The 16,617-nt window shown below is 44.0% G+C and carries 14 protein-coding genes and 1 pseudogene; 7 read left to right on the top strand and 8 right to left on the bottom strand.

Going from position 1 to position 16,617, the window contains the following annotated elements:
* Positions 1 to 92 precede the first annotated feature (92 nt).
* The 5 genes from IM475_RS16560 (at position 93) to IM475_RS16540 (ending at position 6,599) form a co-directional block, all read left to right on the top strand.
* A complete protein-coding gene (locus IM475_RS16560; RefSeq protein ID WP_287728329.1) occupies positions 93 to 1,232 on the top strand; it encodes a DegT/DnrJ/EryC1/StrS family aminotransferase in 1,140 nt (379 codons plus the stop codon).
* 37 nt (positions 1,233 to 1,269) lie between these two features.
* Positions 1,270 to 2,175 carry a cyanoexosortase B gene (gene crtB / locus IM475_RS16555; RefSeq protein WP_287728327.1) on the top strand — a complete coding sequence of 302 codons (906 nt, stop codon included), beginning with the start codon at positions 1,270 to 1,272 and terminating at the stop codon, positions 2,173 to 2,175.
* A complete protein-coding gene (locus IM475_RS16550; RefSeq protein ID WP_287728326.1) occupies positions 2,168 to 2,914 on the top strand; it encodes a cyanoexosortase B system-associated protein in 747 nt (248 codons plus the stop codon). Before crtB ends, IM475_RS16550 begins: the two co-directional genes overlap by 8 nt.
* A gap of 154 nt (positions 2,915 to 3,068) precedes the next feature.
* Complete coding sequence (locus IM475_RS16545) at positions 3,069 to 4,283, top strand: polysaccharide biosynthesis/export family protein (protein WP_287728325.1); 1,215 nt, start codon at positions 3,069 to 3,071, stop codon at positions 4,281 to 4,283.
* 117 nt (positions 4,284 to 4,400) lie between these two features.
* Positions 4,401 to 6,599 (top strand): GumC family protein, encoded by a 2,199-nt coding sequence (locus IM475_RS16540; RefSeq protein WP_287728323.1) that lies wholly within the window; start codon positions 4,401 to 4,403, stop codon positions 6,597 to 6,599.
* Positions 6,600 to 6,605: 6 nt separating this feature from the next.
* Here the strand turns inward: IM475_RS16540 and IM475_RS16535 are convergent, their stop codons facing one another.
* The 5 genes from IM475_RS16535 to IM475_RS16515 form a co-directional block, all read right to left on the bottom strand.
* Positions 6,606 to 8,054, bottom strand: coding sequence for a family 10 glycosylhydrolase (locus tag IM475_RS16535; protein ID WP_287658564.1), 1,449 nt, complete (start codon positions 8,052 to 8,054; stop codon positions 6,606 to 6,608).
* Positions 7,990 to 8,964: a hypothetical protein gene (locus IM475_RS16530; protein WP_287658566.1), complete on the bottom strand. Its 975-nt coding sequence runs from the start codon at positions 8,962 to 8,964 to the stop codon at positions 7,990 to 7,992. The genes IM475_RS16535 and IM475_RS16530 overlap by 65 nt, the downstream gene beginning before the upstream one ends.
* 84 nt (positions 8,965 to 9,048) lie before the next feature.
* Positions 9,049 to 10,413: a DUF3370 domain-containing protein gene (locus IM475_RS16525; RefSeq protein ID WP_287728322.1), complete on the bottom strand. Its 1,365-nt coding sequence runs from the start codon at positions 10,411 to 10,413 to the stop codon at positions 9,049 to 9,051.
* Positions 10,414 to 10,865: 452 nt separating this feature from the next.
* Positions 10,866 to 11,315: a YlqD family protein gene (locus IM475_RS16520; protein WP_002735919.1), complete on the bottom strand. Its 450-nt coding sequence runs from the start codon at positions 11,313 to 11,315 to the stop codon at positions 10,866 to 10,868.
* A 61-nt stretch (positions 11,316 to 11,376) separates the two neighbouring features.
* A complete protein-coding gene (locus IM475_RS16515; RefSeq protein ID WP_287728321.1) occupies positions 11,377 to 13,296 on the bottom strand; it encodes a long-chain fatty acid--CoA ligase in 1,920 nt (639 codons plus the stop codon).
* A gap of 284 nt (positions 13,297 to 13,580) precedes the next feature.
* Here IM475_RS16515 and IM475_RS16510 point away from each other — a divergent pair, with 284 nt between their 5' ends.
* Together IM475_RS16510 and IM475_RS16505 are read left to right on the top strand one after the other, a co-directional pair.
* Complete coding sequence (locus tag IM475_RS16510) at positions 13,581 to 14,171, top strand: Uma2 family endonuclease (protein WP_287728320.1); 591 nt, start codon at positions 13,581 to 13,583, stop codon at positions 14,169 to 14,171.
* 5 nt (positions 14,172 to 14,176) lie between these two features.
* Entirely contained in the window at positions 14,177 to 14,737 is a 561-nt protein-coding gene (locus IM475_RS16505) for a Uma2 family endonuclease (protein ID WP_287728318.1), read from the top strand.
* Between the two features lie 27 nt (positions 14,738 to 14,764).
* Here IM475_RS16505 and IM475_RS16500 read toward each other — a convergent pair whose 3' ends face one another.
* From IM475_RS16500 to IM475_RS16490, 3 genes and pseudogenes are all read right to left on the bottom strand, one after another.
* On the bottom strand, positions 14,765 to 15,022 hold the full coding sequence (locus IM475_RS16500) for a hypothetical protein (protein WP_287659522.1): 258 nt from the start codon (positions 15,020 to 15,022) through the stop codon (positions 14,765 to 14,767).
* Between the two features lie 79 nt (positions 15,023 to 15,101).
* Positions 15,102 to 15,743 (bottom strand): OmpA family protein, encoded by a 642-nt coding sequence (locus IM475_RS16495; RefSeq protein WP_002733090.1) that lies wholly within the window; start codon positions 15,741 to 15,743, stop codon positions 15,102 to 15,104.
* Positions 15,744 to 15,749: 6 nt separating this feature from the next.
* Positions 15,750 to 16,617: pseudogene (locus IM475_RS16490) on the bottom strand (methyl-accepting chemotaxis protein); the annotation flags it as partial.

Genomic DNA, 16,617 nt, shown 5'->3' with positions numbered 1-16,617 from the left:
GAAAGGACAAGAGAGCCTACTAATCTAGCCAAGTTGCTCAAATCTATGCTAGTCTCTTGACAATTAATAATGTCTCCATAAACAAGCACTAGATGAGTTCCCATTTAATCAAAGTTCCCTTTGTCGATTTAACTTGGCAAAATCAGCCCCTACAAGCAAAAATTACCGAGGCAATCCAAACAGTTATCGACCGGGGAGATTTTGTTTTAGGCCAAGCTTTAGCCGAATTTGAAAGCGCCTTCGCCCAAGCTTGCGGAGTCGAGTATGCTGTGGGAGTAGCTTCTGGCACTGCTGCTCTTGCCCTGGCTTTACAAGCTTACGGCATCGGTGCCGGGGATGAAGTGCTAGTCCCCGCTAATACCTTTGTCGCCACCCTCATGGGTGTTCTGCAAGCGGGGGCCAAACCGGTTTTAGTTGATTGTCACCTCGATACGGCCTTAATTGACCTCGCGGCGGCTGCCCAAAGAATTACCCCCAACACCCGCGCCATTCTCCCCGTACACCTGTACGGACAGATGGTATCACCCCAACAATTAGAGGATTTTGCCCGCAGCTATAATCTGATTATCTTTGAAGATGCGGCCCAGGCCCATTTAGCCAGTAGAGAAGGTTATCGCGCCGGCAGTGTCGGTGTGGCGGCGGGGTTTAGTTTTTATCCCAGTAAAAATTTAGGTGCTTTTGGCAATGGCGGAATGTTGGTGAGCAATGATCCCGAAATTAGCCAAAAAGCCCGCAGTTTAAGAAATTATGGCGCACCGAGCAAGTATTTCCACACCGATATCGGCACTAATAGCCGTTTAGATAGCATACAAGCCGCCATTTTAAACATTAAATTACCCCATCTGGAAAGTTGGAATCGCTCCCGTCATCGAGCGGCAAGACAATACGACCGGCTTTTGGCTCCTTTAGCCGATAAGGGCATTTTACCCATACGAGACGAAACCGAGACTGGTCATGTCTATCATCTCTACGTTATTCGCATCCTTGCCCATTGTCCCGTTGAGCGCCAACAACTACAAGAACAATTAACTGCCGTCGGTATTCAAACCGGCATTCATTATCCGATTCCCTGTCATCTGCAACCGGCCTATCGCTACCTGGGTTATCAACAGGGAGACTTTCCTAATGCAGAGATTCTCTGTGAAGAAATTGTCTCTCTCCCCATGTACCCCGGTATCAGCGAGGAGCAAATTGAAACCGTTGTTGAACAAATCACTGCGATCATCGGGTAACATAAATTCAGAATTTGTCACTAAATCGCTCTGTCCTATGGGTATTAGTCCTTCCCTATCGCCCGTCTCCCACAAAAATCGGCAATCTTGGCTGATGATCGGTTTCTTGGCGGTTATCTATGGTCCGGTGATCTTTCACTGGTACGATGGTTGGCTGAATAAATCGATCGGCATCGAACACGAATACTTTAGCCACGGCTTGATCGGCCTTCCCTACGCCGCCTATATTGTCTGGCAGAATCGCAAAAAATGGCAACGCCTCGAAGATCGCTCCCATCCCCTCGGAGCGTTTTTGTTAACCCTAGGGGCGATTTTTTATCTCCTCGGTTCCTCTCTTTGGGTTAGTCTGTCTTTCCCGATTATGTTAGCGGGAATCTGTCTCTGGTTAAAAGGAACGGAAGGTTTTAAATTACAGGGATTTCCCCTACTTTTAACAGCCTTAGCGACTCCTAATCCCATCCCCTACCTGATCACTCCCTATACCCTACCCCTACAGGTTTTTATTGCCGCTTGCTCTGGTTTTATTCTCCAGCAAGCAGGCTTAGATGTCTCCGTTGACGGTATCCATGTAGCGGTAGAAGGTCGGATGGTGGAGGTCGCCCCCTACTGTGCGGGGCTGAAAATGTTATTTACCAGTCTTTACGTCACGCTGCTGCTGCTCCATTGGACTGATACCATCAAAAACGGTCGTAAAACGCGCTTTATGCTCCTCAGTGCCTTGGGAATTAGTGTCGGGGCTAATACTATTCGTAACGCGCTTTTAGCTTGGTTTCACGGCACAGGACAAGAGGAAAACTTCAAATTACTCCACGATAGCTGGGGGGGTGATTTGTACTCGGTCTTTATGTTATTACTCATCCTTTTGGTCTTCCAAATCATGCAGTATCGCGAGGCAGCCAAGAAACAGTCCCCGGCTCAAGAGGAAGGTAGCCAGGATGATTAGTCAAAAAATTCCGGCCGAGGTAACTTTAGTGTTAGATAAAGTCAAAAAAAAGCTCCCGGGTAATTATTTACTGCTGTTGGGGTTGCTGCTGCTGTTGATTTTAGGCGGTATCTTGCCCAATTTAATTTCTGGCCAGTGGTCTTGGGTGGAGCAACCGAGAATCGGTAATATTCAGAAAATGCTGGCCCTACAAGAATCGGGAATCAAGTTCTCTGACCTGAAAACCATCGATCAGCAGCAAGGAGAAATCGGTGAGGGAAAATGGTCGGTACAAGTGCTGGAAAGTCCTGAGGGCAAGAGGATCACCCTGCTTTTAAAGCCACAGATCTACTATAAAAATCAACCAGGGTTAGAATGGTCGGATATCAGTTCGATTAGTCGTTGGAATCGGGGGGAAACAACCGAGCTATCAATTCCCACCAGGTCGGGAGGAAAGGCCACGGCTCGATTCTATCGGGCCTGGACACAAAACACCTTTGCCGTGGTGCAGTGGTATGCTTGGCTAGGTGGTGGTCATTACGATCCCTCTGTTTGGTATTGGCTTGACCAATGGGCGCAATTAAAAAGACAAAGAGTACCCTGGATAGCCGTTTCCTTAGTGATTCCCCTAGAACCGACGAAAGAACTGCAAACTCTCACTCCCTTTGCTCTCAGTCTCGCCGGGGAAGTGCAAAGTTACTTAGAACAAAATGTCTTAAGTCAATTAACTTCTGTGCCTGAGAGCAAAAAAGAAAAGTAATTTCTCTGCTCGTAACCATCTCTTTGAAAAAACTAGCTCAAGGCACTTTTCTAGCCCTTAATAGCTTCTTGGTTCCCCTCCCACTAGATAACTCCCAGAAAATAAATTGTCATCGTCAGAACCCAAAAATTGATAGATCTGTATGATTCCACCAATGCTCAACAAGTTTTTGCCAGTTAATTTATCCAGAACCGGGGCTATGGCCTTATCGGGGTTGAGTCTGACAGGGTTCTTATGGGTAATTGACTCCGAAGGACTCAAGGCCCAGGGTCCTTTGTCCATACCCCAGACTCAACCAGGATCTGGGTTAGAATTTTTGCCACCCCAACCCCCTAATCCCACCTTTCCTGAAAACACGATTCCCCCCGCTGGCTACAGTCCACCGGTTTACTCTCCTAATAATCGCCAATTCCGACAAATTCAGTCCTATCGACTCGATATCGGCGATCAAATTACTGTCTCGGTTCCCGATTTTCCCGAATTTAATTCCTCAGGTCCTGTGGATCCCGATGGTAATTTTCTGGTGCCGATTTTAGGGCGTATTCCCTTGTTGGGCTTGACTTTAGACGAAGTGCAAACTAAAATCCGCCTGGAATTGGGGCGAAAATACTTGCGGGAGGAACCGGAAGTCATTGCGGTTTTAAGCTCTGCCCGTCCCGTCCAGTTAACCATTCTGGGAGAGGTACAGCGACCGGGGTTTTATAGTGTTGCTCCTAATACTCCCCTAGCGCAGGTACTTTTGGCGGCGGGTGGTGGCACTCCCAGGGCCGATCTGCGTTCGATCGTTGTCCGTCGGGTTTTAGTCGATGGTACAGTATTAGAGGAGAAACTTGACCTTTATACTCCCTTAATTAAAGGAGACCGCTTGCCAGATCTGCGTCTGCAAGGGGGCGATGCCGTGATTGTTTCCAAGTTAGAAGTGGGTCAAGAGACGGGATATAATCGCACATTGGTGGCGAGAACCACCCTCGCCCAGCAGAATATCACGATCAGGGTTTTAACTCCCTTAGTTCCTTCGGGAATTGCCCTGAGAAATGTTTCGATTCCTAATGGCAGTACCTTCCTCGATGTGGTGGCTAGTTTACCAGTTTCTGATCGCCTGCGGATTAATGTCAATGAAGTGTCCCTGCTACGTTTTGACAGTGCCAAAGGGGGAATTGTTAGTCAAACTTTGAGTCCGATAGCGGCAGTTAGGGGAGATATCTCGCAAAATGTTCCCTTAGAAGATCAGGACGTAATTATCGTTACCCGCACCCTATTAGGGGAAATTTTCGCCGCTTTTAATATTATTACCCAACCCATCCGGGATATTACGAGTTTTACCAATACAATTCTCGACATTAGCAATCAATTCGATAACTTCCGATAATTGAGGGGCAACTCGCTCGTCTCACTCCTTAACACAACTTCATAAGCTAGGATTTCAAGGACGAGAATAACTCTTGACCGCTAAAATGTAAAGAATCTGGGAATACATTAAAAAGCTATGGCTCTACCAATTGTTAAACGATTTCTCATCTCGCTAGATCAGAACAAATTTGTGGGAATATTCGTCTTCCTCGTCTGTTTAGGCGGTTCTGTGATCTTTGCTCTCCTACCCGATCCTGAGAAACCCCCCACCTTTTATCGGGCGGTGGGACAATTGGCCTACCGGGTGCCGCCGCCAGCTTTTACCAGTACAGGAAGCCAACTGCAAGAACAAGGGCGGGCTATTGACCGCGATTTACTGCTGTCTCCCCGGGTATTGGTCAGTGCCGCCAAAAAATTGCAATTTAATCAGGAACAGATCGTTAAAATTCGCGATCAAGATTTGAAAATCACCTTCCCCGGTGAAGTGGAGGGACAAAAAAATAATAGCGACCAACCCCAAGAGATACTTTTAGAGTTAAGGTCCGACTCCCAGTCCAAGGCGGAGTTAATTCTCGAAACCTTGATGAAGGAAATGGTGGAATACAGTCGCTGGCTGAATACTTCCCAGTTACGGGCCCGCATAGAAGCTCTCAGTGTCCGACTTAACGAAGTCCAAAAAGATTTAACCAGAGCCGAAGAAAAGTTTTATCGCTACATTAGTACCCAGGGTTCAGATTTATTGGCGATTCAAGATGGGAGTTTATTCACCGCTATCACCAGTAGTCAACAGCAACAGCGAGAAATTCGCCTAGAACTGCAAGGCATTCAAGGACAGATTAATAGTCTGAGTAAACAACTCGATTTAACCCCCGATCAAGCTTACACCTCCTCGGCCCTTAGTGCCGACCCGATTATTGCCAGTATCCGAGCGCAGATCTTGGGTACGGAAGCCCAATTGGAGCGACTACAGAAGGATTTACGTCCCGAACATCCCACCGTAGCTAAATTACGCAAAGAACAGGAAGTTAACGAATCTCTCTTACAAAAAAGAGCCGCCGAGGTGATCGGAAAAGATGGCATCCTGACCGATCTTCCCAGCAGTCGCATCCGTCAGCAAAGTAATCTCGATGCCACCCGTCAACAACTAGCGGCTCAATTAGTCACCCTGCAAACCCAGCGCGAGGGTTTAATGAAACAATTAGAATCCTTAGTGACTCAGGAACAGCAATTACGCTCCCAATACGAGAAATTCCCCGATAAACAGCTACAGCAAGCTCGTTTAATCCAAGCTGTCGCCTTTCAACGGGGTATCTACGAGAATATTCTCAATGCTCTGGTGGATGCTCAGGCTGCAGAAGCGGAAACCGTGGGTAGTCTCACCGTCGCCCAAACGCCAGTTGCTCAACCGATCGAACAGGTGTTTAACCGCAAGAATCGTACCTTGATTCTCTTGGTGGGCGCTGGTTTGGGAACTTTAGCCGGATTGGGCGTGATTCTCCTGTTAGCAGTGATCGATGATCGCCTGCACAGTCCCCAAGAATTGCGGGAAGCTTTGGTTAGTCGGGATATACTACTCTTAGGACAATTGCCCATTGTCCGCAATTTAGAGGGCGAGGAAATCGAGCCGATTCTCGCCGATGCTAATGCCAATTATCTCCCCTACTACGAACGTTTACGCAGTACCCTGCGACTTGTGGGCGGCGGCGAAACGGTGAAAGTGGTCATTGTCACCAGTATTACTGGCGGAGAGGGGAAAACCGCCACTGCCTATAATCTGGCGATCGCTGCGGCTTTAGCGGGCCGACGGACTCTGTTAGTCGAAGGAGATCTGAGAAGTCCCTCTAAGGCCGAAGAAATCGGAGTCACTCCCGATCCCAATTCTTTCCGAGAACCCCTACTTTACTACGGGGCAAAAAGTAAATCGATCCGGCTGGCCCCAAATATTGAAAACCTTTCCATTTTGCCCAGTCCCGGTCCGCAAAAACAAGCGGCAGCTATCATTGAATCGAGCGAATTACAATTAATTCTCAAAGATTCTCGCGGCCGTTTCGATCTGGTGATTGTCGATACTCCTTCTCTGTCTAGCTGTAATGATGCGCTGCTCTTAGAAGAACTAGCAGACGGGATTATTCTGGTAACGCGCCAGGCGATAACTCGTTCTAGTCTCTTGAGTGAAGCAACTGATCAGTTAGCAGAAGCGGAGGTGAAAATTTTAGGGGCGGTGATTAACTACGTCGATATTACACCGACTCTCAACACCGCCGGACCGGAACTGCCGCCTTTGATAGTTCCCCCAACACAGGGACAAACAGAGGAAGTGAAAGTGGAGGTGTAAATGCGGTTACGTTGGACAAAATCTTCTGGCTCGATCGAATTGTGGTTCTTGCCAAGAAAAAGCAAAATGACTGATACTATCTATGGTGGGAAAGGCTATGCGAATTGCTTCCATTTGCACTTCTAAGGAGGGACGATTGTTATAGGGTTGTCCCCATAAACCCGCTAAAGCTGGGATAACAGGAGTTTGATTTCCCCTGCTTGCCACTACTCTTTTGATCTGATTAACCACACAGGTGGTATCGTTACAATTAGCGTAGGACATAGGATGCCATTCTAGGGAAGCGGGAAAACTATCCCAAGCTTGTAAACGAGAATCAAAACCTTGATTACCCACAAGACGATTCCCATCGGGAAAAAACACTGCCCCGGCGGGAATTCCCTGACGTTCCACTAGGGCAGAAAAATAACTAATATAATCAATGACACCCTGGGCAGCATGGGCAACCGCTAGGAACCAAAGTTCTAATTTGAGGCGATCAAAACGACTTTTAACTGATTGTTTCATCTCCTCTTCTAAGGGGATTCTACCCTGCCAAAGAGGGGCGGTTTCTTGGGGATAAAGGCGGTCGGCTTCGACGATATCATCGGGGGAAATTTGGCCGCGAGTCAGATAGCGATCGATTAAAAATTTGCCCTTATTATTCAATCCTCGATTAATTAAAGCTTGTCGGGATGCCGGACTAAAAATCCATAAATCTTTGACATCATCAGCAACGGAATCGACTCCTGTTCCTCTGGGATAGCGAATATAATCAAATAAAACTCCATCGGGACGACGTTGTAAAATGGCTTCTAGGAGAATTAAATAATCCTGTCGCGCTTGATTACTGTAGGGATCGACAAAAGTTTGGGATTGATCATCGACAAAAGAGGTGCTATCTTGTCCTTTACCATTGCGTACTAACACCTCCTGTCGATAGGGTTTCAAGCTATAAGCATAGCCAAAATTGAGGCTAAATAACCAAGCATAAACCTTTAAACCGCGTTTATGTCCCTGTTTGATCGCTTGTGCTAATAAATCCACATTTCCGGCACTGGGATTTTTAATGACGCTATCCCAAACGGTGGGATTATTGTTAGGAGGTAATAGGACTTGACCATCGGCAAAAACTTCCAGATAAACTGTATTATAACCTTTGGCCACGATGCGATCGAGGATACTTTCGATCGAGCCGGGGCGGGTATCACAGGAGTAGAGACGTAACCAGATCGCCTGTTCCTGTAACCAGTGTCGGGAACGACAAAAGCGCAATTGTTCAGCATATTTATGCAATAAAATGTTATATTCTTGGGGCGAAGTTTGACGCAGATTTTCTTGTTGTTGGATTTCTGATTCGGACAGTTGACAATTATTATTGACAGCGAGGCTAGAGTTGATCCCTAGATGACTACTCCAGAGGATTGTAGCGAGGAAACAAAATAGCGACCGCAGATAATTGACTTTTTTTAACATAGTTGTTCACAGCGTTTGCTATTTTTTTATTGTTGGCACTTTCAGATAAATAGCCATTTTTCAGGAGAAAAGCTCTCAGGGCAGTGGGAAAGTCTGGATATTTGCCGATCACTGTACTTTCGCCATTGATATCGAGACCCCAATCGGAGTTTTTATCGTAATTAGCGAGGAGAAATTGCCAAGCTTCTTCGTATTCTCCTAGGAGAATTTTTTGGGCCACATAACCGGCCAAAATGCCATTGACTTCGGCTTTTTCTTTTTTAGCTAACTGCCAGGCTTTCAACATTTCAGCTAAAGTTTTTCTTAATTTTTGAGGATATTTTCTGGTGACATCTGCTAATTTACCCTGTTGAAAAGTATAAATTCTCGAGGGAGGAAAAGAGGCGGCGTAGGAACTAAAAGCATACAAAAAAGCATTATCAACGGTGACAAATTCATAATTATTATCTCCATCTAAATCTTCAAAGGAACCACCACTACCATCTAAAAAACCCGTTTCTTCTCTAATAAATTTATCTTTTTGCCAAGTATAAATTACCAAAGATGTGCAGCAATGAGCGCCGCCGCTATAGGTGGAGACAATAATCTCATCGATGCCATTATTATCTAAATCTCTTAATTCGACATAGCCGGCTCCAAAGGCACTATAGCCGCTATTTTCCTGATAAAGTTGCTCGTTATAAAAGATTTTATAAGAAACATTATTAATATCAGAACTGTCATCAACTCTCTCATTCAGATTCCTGGGTTGATAGCTAACTTTTACCTTAATTTTTCCCGATTTAATTACTTGATTTGTTAGGGTTTGACCGGTATCAAAATCGAGTTTAGTCACGGCTAAACTCGCAGCTGTATTGCCCAAAAATTGAGATAATAAGCAGAAAATAAAGCAAGTTTTGCTAATATTCATCGGCCGATTCACAGAGAGATTAATTTCAGTGTATCTTACTTATTACCCCCGACAATCAGCCGTTAACTTTTCGAGAAAAACTATCTATTCCAAAGTTTTAACGCTCAAAACTTGGGGAGGTGTGGCATCGGGGGGATAGAGAAAATCGAGATTAATGTCGCGTCTGGCTCCGGGGGGAAGTTCCACCTGTACTAAAGCTTCTCCCTGTTGTCCTTCCCGTTGAACGAGATGGAAAAAACGTTCCTCGGTGCGTCCCAGTGCGTTAAGATAGGTAACGCGCACTGCACCCCGGAAAAATACCGGTCCCTGGACGGGTTCAACAAATAGCAAGCGATCGAGATAATTGTCTTCTTTAATTGGGGTTTGAATACTCAAAGCCACCACCTGGGTTTTGCTAGTGTTGTTATATAGAGGTAAAGTCAGATAGTAGTGAACACCGTAGTTACCGTGAGCTTTGAAAGCCGTATCGGGATAACGCACTAACATGGGGGCGCTTTGGATTTGTCTGGTTCCGAAAGTAGCTGCCGTCACCGTACTTAAAGGATAGGCAAAAGCTTGACCGGGTTGAGGAATGGTGAGATTAATTCCCCCTTTAGGATCGACAATGCGGGTTGCCCATTCCGAACCGACAGAAATTCCGGCGACGCGACCATAAAAATTTCTTCTTCCGGGAGACCATTGATCGGGAGGAGTGGGGGGAAAATCGCGAGGGGCGGCTAAATCACCTTTAACTAATAGGGTACGCCATTCTTCTAGGGTAGGGGGACGAAAGGTTTCTATTTCCCGATCTTCGATTTTGACTTTTTGGGGAACTTCGTAGAGGGCTAAATTGGCCATATAGACGGGTCCATCGCTGTAGAGACGTAGGAGGGTCGATCGGGCGCTACTTCTGGGGATAACCAGATCGAAGAGCATCCGACTTTGGCCTGGGGGAATGACGATCTGGGTGGGAAATTGGGTATCATGGCGACGACGCATGATATCGCTGGCTAAACGGGAACCAGGACCAGAAAAAACCCGGCCGTTGGGATCTTCTACCAGAGAGGGTAAATCGACAAAAGGGGCATCAGCGGAGGTGACGTAACTGACTCCTTGCAGGATGCGGATAACCAGGTTTCTGGAGGTGGGATTAGTAACGATCAGGCCCTGGTGTAAGTCGCGATCGGGGTCGGTTTGACGGGCGATGTGGTGGGTGAAAACGTCAAAACGTCCTTGTAGGGGATGATTGAGATGGGCGACGGGAAAACGTTTTCCTTTGCCGGGGAAAGTGGAGAGGAGAATGCCCTCTTTTTCTACGATTTCGGGACTATTGCTATTAAAAACTAGAACGTCATTCAGTTGACCGGGCAACTGACGCACTTCCTGATATTGGGTGATTAATTTCCTCTCTATCTGGGGCAGAACCGAGGCGGACTGAGCTAAAAGAATAGTGGGTAAGAAAGAAAGCATAGAGATTTCATATTTATAGTATCTAATTAGAGCTTGCTGAATAAATCTAAAAACCTTGTTGGGTAAGACTTTTAGACTTTTTGTCAATCAAAAAGTAGCAAATATGGGAGTGATCGGGGGGAAATTTCAGGGACTTTTTCCCTGAAAATTAGGTAATTGACCCCCTCAAAATCGGTAAAACCCCACACCCCACACCCTACCCCCACGAAAAACTTTTTCAGCAAGCCCTAATTAAGGGTGAGTCGATGGAGAGATGAAGTTATACAACAATATAGGCGAGTTTGTCCGGGCGATCGATAAAGAATCTTAATATATTTTTCAGGTTTGAGCAAGCCATGTCAGGGGTGATGTGAGCTAGGGGCGGTTTTCTGGGTGAGCAAGGGAGAATAACCCTTGCTATTGCCGATTTTAACGGTTAAGTTGACAATGAACCGTAACTGCTCACCCTAGCTTTAAATTTCGCCGCGAATTTCTTCGACTATGCCATCTCTAAGGACGAGTTCCACATTCATTTTGGCTACTAAGTTATCGCCTTTTTCGACGCGGAAAAAGCTTTCTAATTGTGCTTGGGCGACTTCTTGATTGAGTTCCAAGAGTTGTACCTGTTGCAATTGTTGCAGATACTGGTTTTTTTGTTCGAGAAACTCACTTTTCTGTTGATTGACTTGGATTTGAATATTGTCAATCTGTTGGGCAGCCGCGGGGGGTAAGGGGATCAGACTCTGACGCTGAATTTCGGCGATCGCTCTTTGGCCTTGGGTTTCTAATTGTTGAATTTGTGCATCAATTTGCACCATTTGTGCTTGTAATTGCTGTTGTGCTTCTTCTTTCCAGCGCGGAGTCACGATGACTTTAATTGTCACCGGGCGCTTCAGTAATAAACTGGTTTGTGCGTCATCCATGATTTGCCTATCCTAAAAAGGTCTTTTTGTCAAGGGGTTAGGGAATATTTGCCGGAAATATTTACTTGGCAAACATCTCGTTAATCATATCGCGATAGCGTTGCGTTACTACCGGTCGTTTAATCTTTAAAGTTTGGGTCATCATGCCGTTTTCTTGGGAAAAAGGCTCTAAAATTAACTCAAAGGTTTTAATCTGGTCATCGGCACGATAACCGGGCCGATTTCTTACCTCGCGCTTTAATTCTTGTTGGTAGAGATCTAAGACTTTTTTGCTGTAGAGATCGCTAGAAAGAATCGTGGAGCGATCACTGTGAAGATCGGGTAAATTTAAGGATATTTTCTGTTCTTGGGCCCAATTGGCCAGTATATCAAGATTAGGCACGATCAAAGCCCCCAAAGCTTTTTGATCCTGTCCCACTAGCATGATTTGGGAGATAAAGGGACTGCGTAAACAAGCATCTTCAATCGGTTGCGGTTCGATATTTTCACCATTGCTCAAAACAATTGTATCTTTGGCCCGTCCGGTTAAGACTAAATCCCCGGCAGCGGTTAACCAACCAATATCACCGCTATCAAACCAACCATCGGGAGAAATCGCTTTTTCGGTTGCTTCGGGTTTTTTATAGTATCCCTGCATCACCTGCGGACCGCGAATCAAGACTAAACCGTGTTTTTCTGTGGGTAGGACTTCTTTGCTGTGTAAATCGACAATACAGATTTCTGTCTGAAAGACGGGACGACCGGCAGACCCGCGCAGGTTATGATCGATACGACGGACGGTAGCGACGGGAGAAGTTTCTGTCAGTCCATAACCAACTAAAATCGGGATTCCGGCAATCTCATAGAAAGTATCTAGATGTCTGGCTAAGGAACCACCACCACTAACGAAGATTTTAACTTTATTTCCCACTGCTTGGCGAATTTTGTTATAAACCAGCTTGTCACCGATGGCATGGAGGGGATAGAGTAAGAGGGATTGAATTCTTGCTTTTAGTCTTTCGATCTCGGAAGCGTGAAGATGATCTAGACTGAGATTATCGGCGATACGTTTAGCAATAACGTACTTTTCCGACTTTTCTAGCAAAAATCGCACTAATTTCTGTTTTGTGGCCGATTGTTCGCTAAATTGTTTTTGGATACCCTCGTAAAGAGATTCCCAAAGACGGGGAACTCCCACCATTAATTGCGGACTAAATTGCTTTAAATCGGACTTAAAAGTGCGAATACTGGTATAAATCTGGGTGCAACCCTGAGCTAGACTGAAATACTCACAACTGCGCTCGTAGGAATGCCATGAAGGTAGTATACTTAAAACTCGATCGCCGGGATCCGGTTGAAAGATAGCATTTAAGTTGCGTACCTGATGCAGCAGATTACCATGACTTAACATCACCCCTTTGGGTTGTCCCGTCGTTCCCGATGTGTAGATGAGGGTAGCCAGATCATTTTCGCTCTTGGTGATAGGTTTAAGGGTGTTCTCAGCCCCGATCGCCATTAGTTGCTTGAAATTTAAGGTCTGCACGGAAATCGCCCCAGTAGCGGGGTCTTCGTCGGTGAGCAGCACGATTAATTTTAGGGGCAATTCAGGGATTTTCGCCAGCAATTTCCCTAAAGTTTTGTTATTTTCGACAATCAGCGTCTGACTGTCACTATCGGCCAGAATATAGGCTAATTCCTCTGCATCTGCTTGAGCAGATCGTACCGCGTTGGCGGCCCCGGCTGCCATGGAACCTTGGTCGGCAATAAACCACCGGGGACTATTATCGGCAAATAAAGCGACATTTTCGGTTTCTGTGACTCCTAATGCTTGCAAAGCGGCGGCAAATTGCTGAATTTGTTGATAAAGTTGCCGATAGGTGAGAATTACTTCCGGTTTACTGTGGGGATCCTGCAGGGCGATAATATTGGGGAAACGCTGGGCAACTATTGACCAAACTTCGGGTAAAGATTGAATATTTGAATAGTCAATTAGGGTTGTCATAGCAGTAGTTATAGTGGGTTACAAGGGTAATAACATATAGATTAACCATTCGAGGCTCTTTTTGCGGGTTCTCCTAGACAGTATTTCAACAGGTATCTGTCCTGCAAAGTTAATTTCCTAGTCGAGACTCGGAGAGGGGAGACTTTTCAGTTATCGGTGAACAGTAATCAGGGAATGTACTGTTACTTAATACTGCTTACTGATTACGGAAAAGGCTAACGGCTTAGATGTATAATTAATTTTGCTTAGGTACTTAAATATAGTTGTAACTAGCAGAAAAAACGATGATTGCTTTATCTAACTATAATAATCTCACTCCAGAAGAATATCTTCAGTTTGAAGAAAAAAGTCCCATTAAACATGAATATATCGATGGACAAGTTTACTCCATGACAGGGACGACGGATACTCATAATATTGTTTCGGGGAATATATACACAATTATTCGTAATCATTTGCGGGGTTCCGATTGTCGGGTTTATTTTGCCGATGTGAAAGTCAGATTAGAGAAGCGCAATCACTTTTATTATCCTGATATTCTTGTCACCTGCGATGACAGAGATAGAGAAACTGCTACCTACAAAAGTTTTCCTAAATTGATTATCGAAGTTCTCTCCGATTCCACAGAAGCTTTTGACAGGGGGGATAAATTTAATGATTATCAAACTCTAGAACGTTTAGAGGAATATGTCTTAGTCAATAGTAAACACCAACGAGTGGAAACTTTTCGACGGGGTGAACAGGGTTTATGGATTCTGCAAACCTATCAGCAAGAAAGTTTTAGTTTACAGAGTATTAATCTGACGGCATCTTTTCGGGATTTATACGAGGATGTCACCCTAGAAACGGTTAATGATACTCCCGAAAGTCCTTAAAAACCATGATTGCTCTATCTAACTATAATAATCTCACTCCAGAAGAATATCTTCAGTTTGAAGAAAAAAGTCCCATTAAACATGAATATATCGATGGACAAGTTTACGCCATGGCAGGGACAACGGATACTCATAATATTATCGGACTCAATTTCACTTTTATCATTCGTAATCATTTGCGGGGTTCCGATTGTCGGGTTTATTTTGCCGATGTGAAAGTCAGATTAGAGAAACGCAATCACTTTTATTATCCTGATATTATTGTCACCTGCGATAACAGAGATAGAGAAACTGCTACCTACAAAAGTTTTCCTAAATTGATTGTTGAAGTTCTCTCCGATTCTACAGAAGCTTTTGACAGGGGGGATAAATTTAATGATTATCAAACTCTAGAAAGTTTAGAGGAATATGTCTTAGTGAATAGTAAACACCAACGAGTGGAAACTTTTCGACGGGGTGAACAGGGTTTATGGATTCTGCAAACCTATCAGCAAGAAAGTTTTAGTTTGCAGAGTATTAATCTGACGGCATCTTTTCGGGATTTATACGAGGATGTCACCCTATAGGGAATGAAAAATCATTAAGGTACAACCTCAAAAGGTTGATTTCCATACCGTTTGGTCTTTATCATCTAAAATATTTGTAAAAACTTGTTCTACTCGCTCAGATAAATCTGATGGCTGAAAATAAACTCGTCCAACTCTTCCTTTTAATTTTTGGTCTAGGGTTTCTGGAGTGGAAGAATTGGAAGATTGATTAGGTAGAATGGTCAATCTCACTCGCTGACCTGCTAATTTAGCACTATGCTGTAAAATTTCTTCCCAAGTCCCCTCTAAAGTGTTTTGTTCCATAGATATTGATTTGAATTTCGTTCTTTCCTCAGTGTAACAAGCAAAAGATAAAAAAACAAATTTCTAGAATTTTTTTGTCTTATTGTTTTCTACCGGGGGGAATAAAACGGATTTCAATTCTGCGTCTGCTTGCATCTGCGTCACGATTAACCGCAGCTAATTTACCCGATGGTAGGTATAACTGTCCTGCGGAAAAAGCTCGAAATTTGACGTTTTTGAGTTTACCTGTGCTTTCGATTTCTTGGACTACTGCTAAAGCTCGCATTAATCCTAAATCAGTGTTAGAACCGGGTACGAGCATTTTAACAGATTGTTTTCTGCTGGCAACCGATTCGATATTTTTATCGAGATTACTTGTCTTTTGTATTCCCTGTCCGTCCGTGTGTCCAATTACTTGAATAAAGTCGATTTCTCTGTCTTTGGTAATGGTTTCGATAGCGGGAATAATGCGCTGACGAATATAGGTTTTTAAAGCGGGGTTTAATTCAGCACTTCCCGACTGAAATTTAAATTTTCCTGATTTTTCATCGATAACTATCGGGGTTGCTGTTTGTAGTTTTCGGTTAGCTTCCTCCAGTTTACTGATGAGATTATAGGACTGAAAAAGTGCCAAGAGGAGAAATAAACTCAGAATCATGAAAGCATTGGACATTAAATCGGTAAATGCGGGATAAACATCCACCGATTTATCTTCATCTCGGTAGTAGGTACGTCTAGACATAATTGCTTAGAATTTGTTAGTGAAGTTATCAAATATAGTCTTAATCCCCTTCTCAACATCTTTTTGAGGAGGATTAGGGATTGTCTCAAAAAGTTCTTCCATCTCATCCTTAAGTTTTTCTATCTTATCCTTTAAGTTAGAAAATTCAGAAAGTTCTTCCATCTTATTATTTAAGTTAGAAAAGTCAGAACGCATATCGTTAATTTTCTCCAGTTCTACTAAACATTTGTGAATTTCTCCATAGATGTGTTCAATCATTTTTTGATTTGATTTATTTTCCTTAGCGATAACTTTCTCTAACTTATCTCGCAAAGATTCTAAGTTAGCAGTTAATTGACTGGTGTTGGTGTTCACTGCGTTAATTACTTGAGAAAAATCTGATTTAAGGCTGCCAAATTGATTGGCTGTTTTCTCAATAGATTGGGAAACTGCTTTTAATTGTTCTGAGTTCTTAGTTAATTTATCATCAACTACCATCCCTAAGTTATTGCTTAAAAAGTTTAAATCAGACTGTAAGCTTTCCTTGACTTGAGTAAGTTGCTCTGTCACTGTACCAATTAACTGAGACAAGTTAGCATTAGTCACATCTGGATTATTACTAGAGCGCTCAATCCCATGGGAAGCTGTGAGAATTGTATCGGAGGTTTGGGAGAGTCTTTCATCAAGACGATTAATAAGTTGGTTTCCTAATTGTTTCGACTCGGAGTTAAAACTGTCTTGATAGGTTTTCACGGTTTCGATTAATTTTACTAATTCTCCCTGAATGTTGGATAACTTTTCTTGTTCGGTGACTGAGCGTTGCTGATTTTGTTCTAGGATTGTCTCAGATTTTTGATTCAAGTCAGTAATTTTTATTCCTAACTCAACCATAGTT

Origin of the sequence: Microcystis sp. M061S2, assembly GCF_020245605.1 — a bacterium.
In the GTDB taxonomy this organism is placed as follows: domain Bacteria; phylum Cyanobacteriota; class Cyanobacteriia; order Cyanobacteriales; family Microcystaceae; genus Microcystis.
The sequence above is the reverse complement of the archived record's forward strand: the minus strand, read 5'-3'. Positions and strand labels throughout refer to the sequence as shown.

What these genes read in the sequence shown, in the direction of transcription:
- crtB (WP_287728327.1), top strand. Translation starts at nt 1,270, where the DNA reads ATGGGTATTAGTCCTTCCCTATCGCCCGTCTCCCACAAAAATCGGCAA.
- IM475_RS16525 (WP_287728322.1), bottom strand. Translation starts at nt 10,413, where the DNA reads ATGCTTTCTTTCTTACCCACTATTCTTTTAGCTCAGTCCGCCTCGGTT.
- IM475_RS16550 (WP_287728326.1), top strand. Translation starts at nt 2,168, where the DNA reads ATGATTAGTCAAAAAATTCCGGCCGAGGTAACTTTAGTGTTAGATAAA.
- IM475_RS16530 (WP_287658566.1), bottom strand. Translation starts at nt 8,964, where the DNA reads ATGAATATTAGCAAAACTTGCTTTATTTTCTGCTTATTATCTCAATTT.
- IM475_RS16520 (WP_002735919.1), bottom strand. Translation starts at nt 11,315, where the DNA reads ATGGATGACGCACAAACCAGTTTATTACTGAAGCGCCCGGTGACAATT.
- IM475_RS16515 (WP_287728321.1), bottom strand. Translation starts at nt 13,296, where the DNA reads ATGACAACCCTAATTGACTATTCAAATATTCAATCTTTACCCGAAGTT.
- IM475_RS16560 (WP_287728329.1), top strand. Translation starts at nt 93, where the DNA reads ATGAGTTCCCATTTAATCAAAGTTCCCTTTGTCGATTTAACTTGGCAA.
- IM475_RS16545 (WP_287728325.1), top strand. Translation starts at nt 3,069, where the DNA reads ATGCTCAACAAGTTTTTGCCAGTTAATTTATCCAGAACCGGGGCTATG.
- IM475_RS16540 (WP_287728323.1), top strand. Translation starts at nt 4,401, where the DNA reads ATGGCTCTACCAATTGTTAAACGATTTCTCATCTCGCTAGATCAGAAC.
- IM475_RS16495 (WP_002733090.1), bottom strand. Translation starts at nt 15,743, where the DNA reads ATGTCTAGACGTACCTACTACCGAGATGAAGATAAATCGGTGGATGTT.
- IM475_RS16505 (WP_287728318.1), top strand. Translation starts at nt 14,177, where the DNA reads ATGATTGCTCTATCTAACTATAATAATCTCACTCCAGAAGAATATCTT.
- IM475_RS16500 (WP_287659522.1), bottom strand. Translation starts at nt 15,022, where the DNA reads ATGGAACAAAACACTTTAGAGGGGACTTGGGAAGAAATTTTACAGCAT.
- IM475_RS16510 (WP_287728320.1), top strand. Translation starts at nt 13,581, where the DNA reads ATGATTGCTTTATCTAACTATAATAATCTCACTCCAGAAGAATATCTT.
- IM475_RS16535 (WP_287658564.1), bottom strand. Translation starts at nt 8,054, where the DNA reads ATGTTAAAAAAAGTCAATTATCTGCGGTCGCTATTTTGTTTCCTCGCT.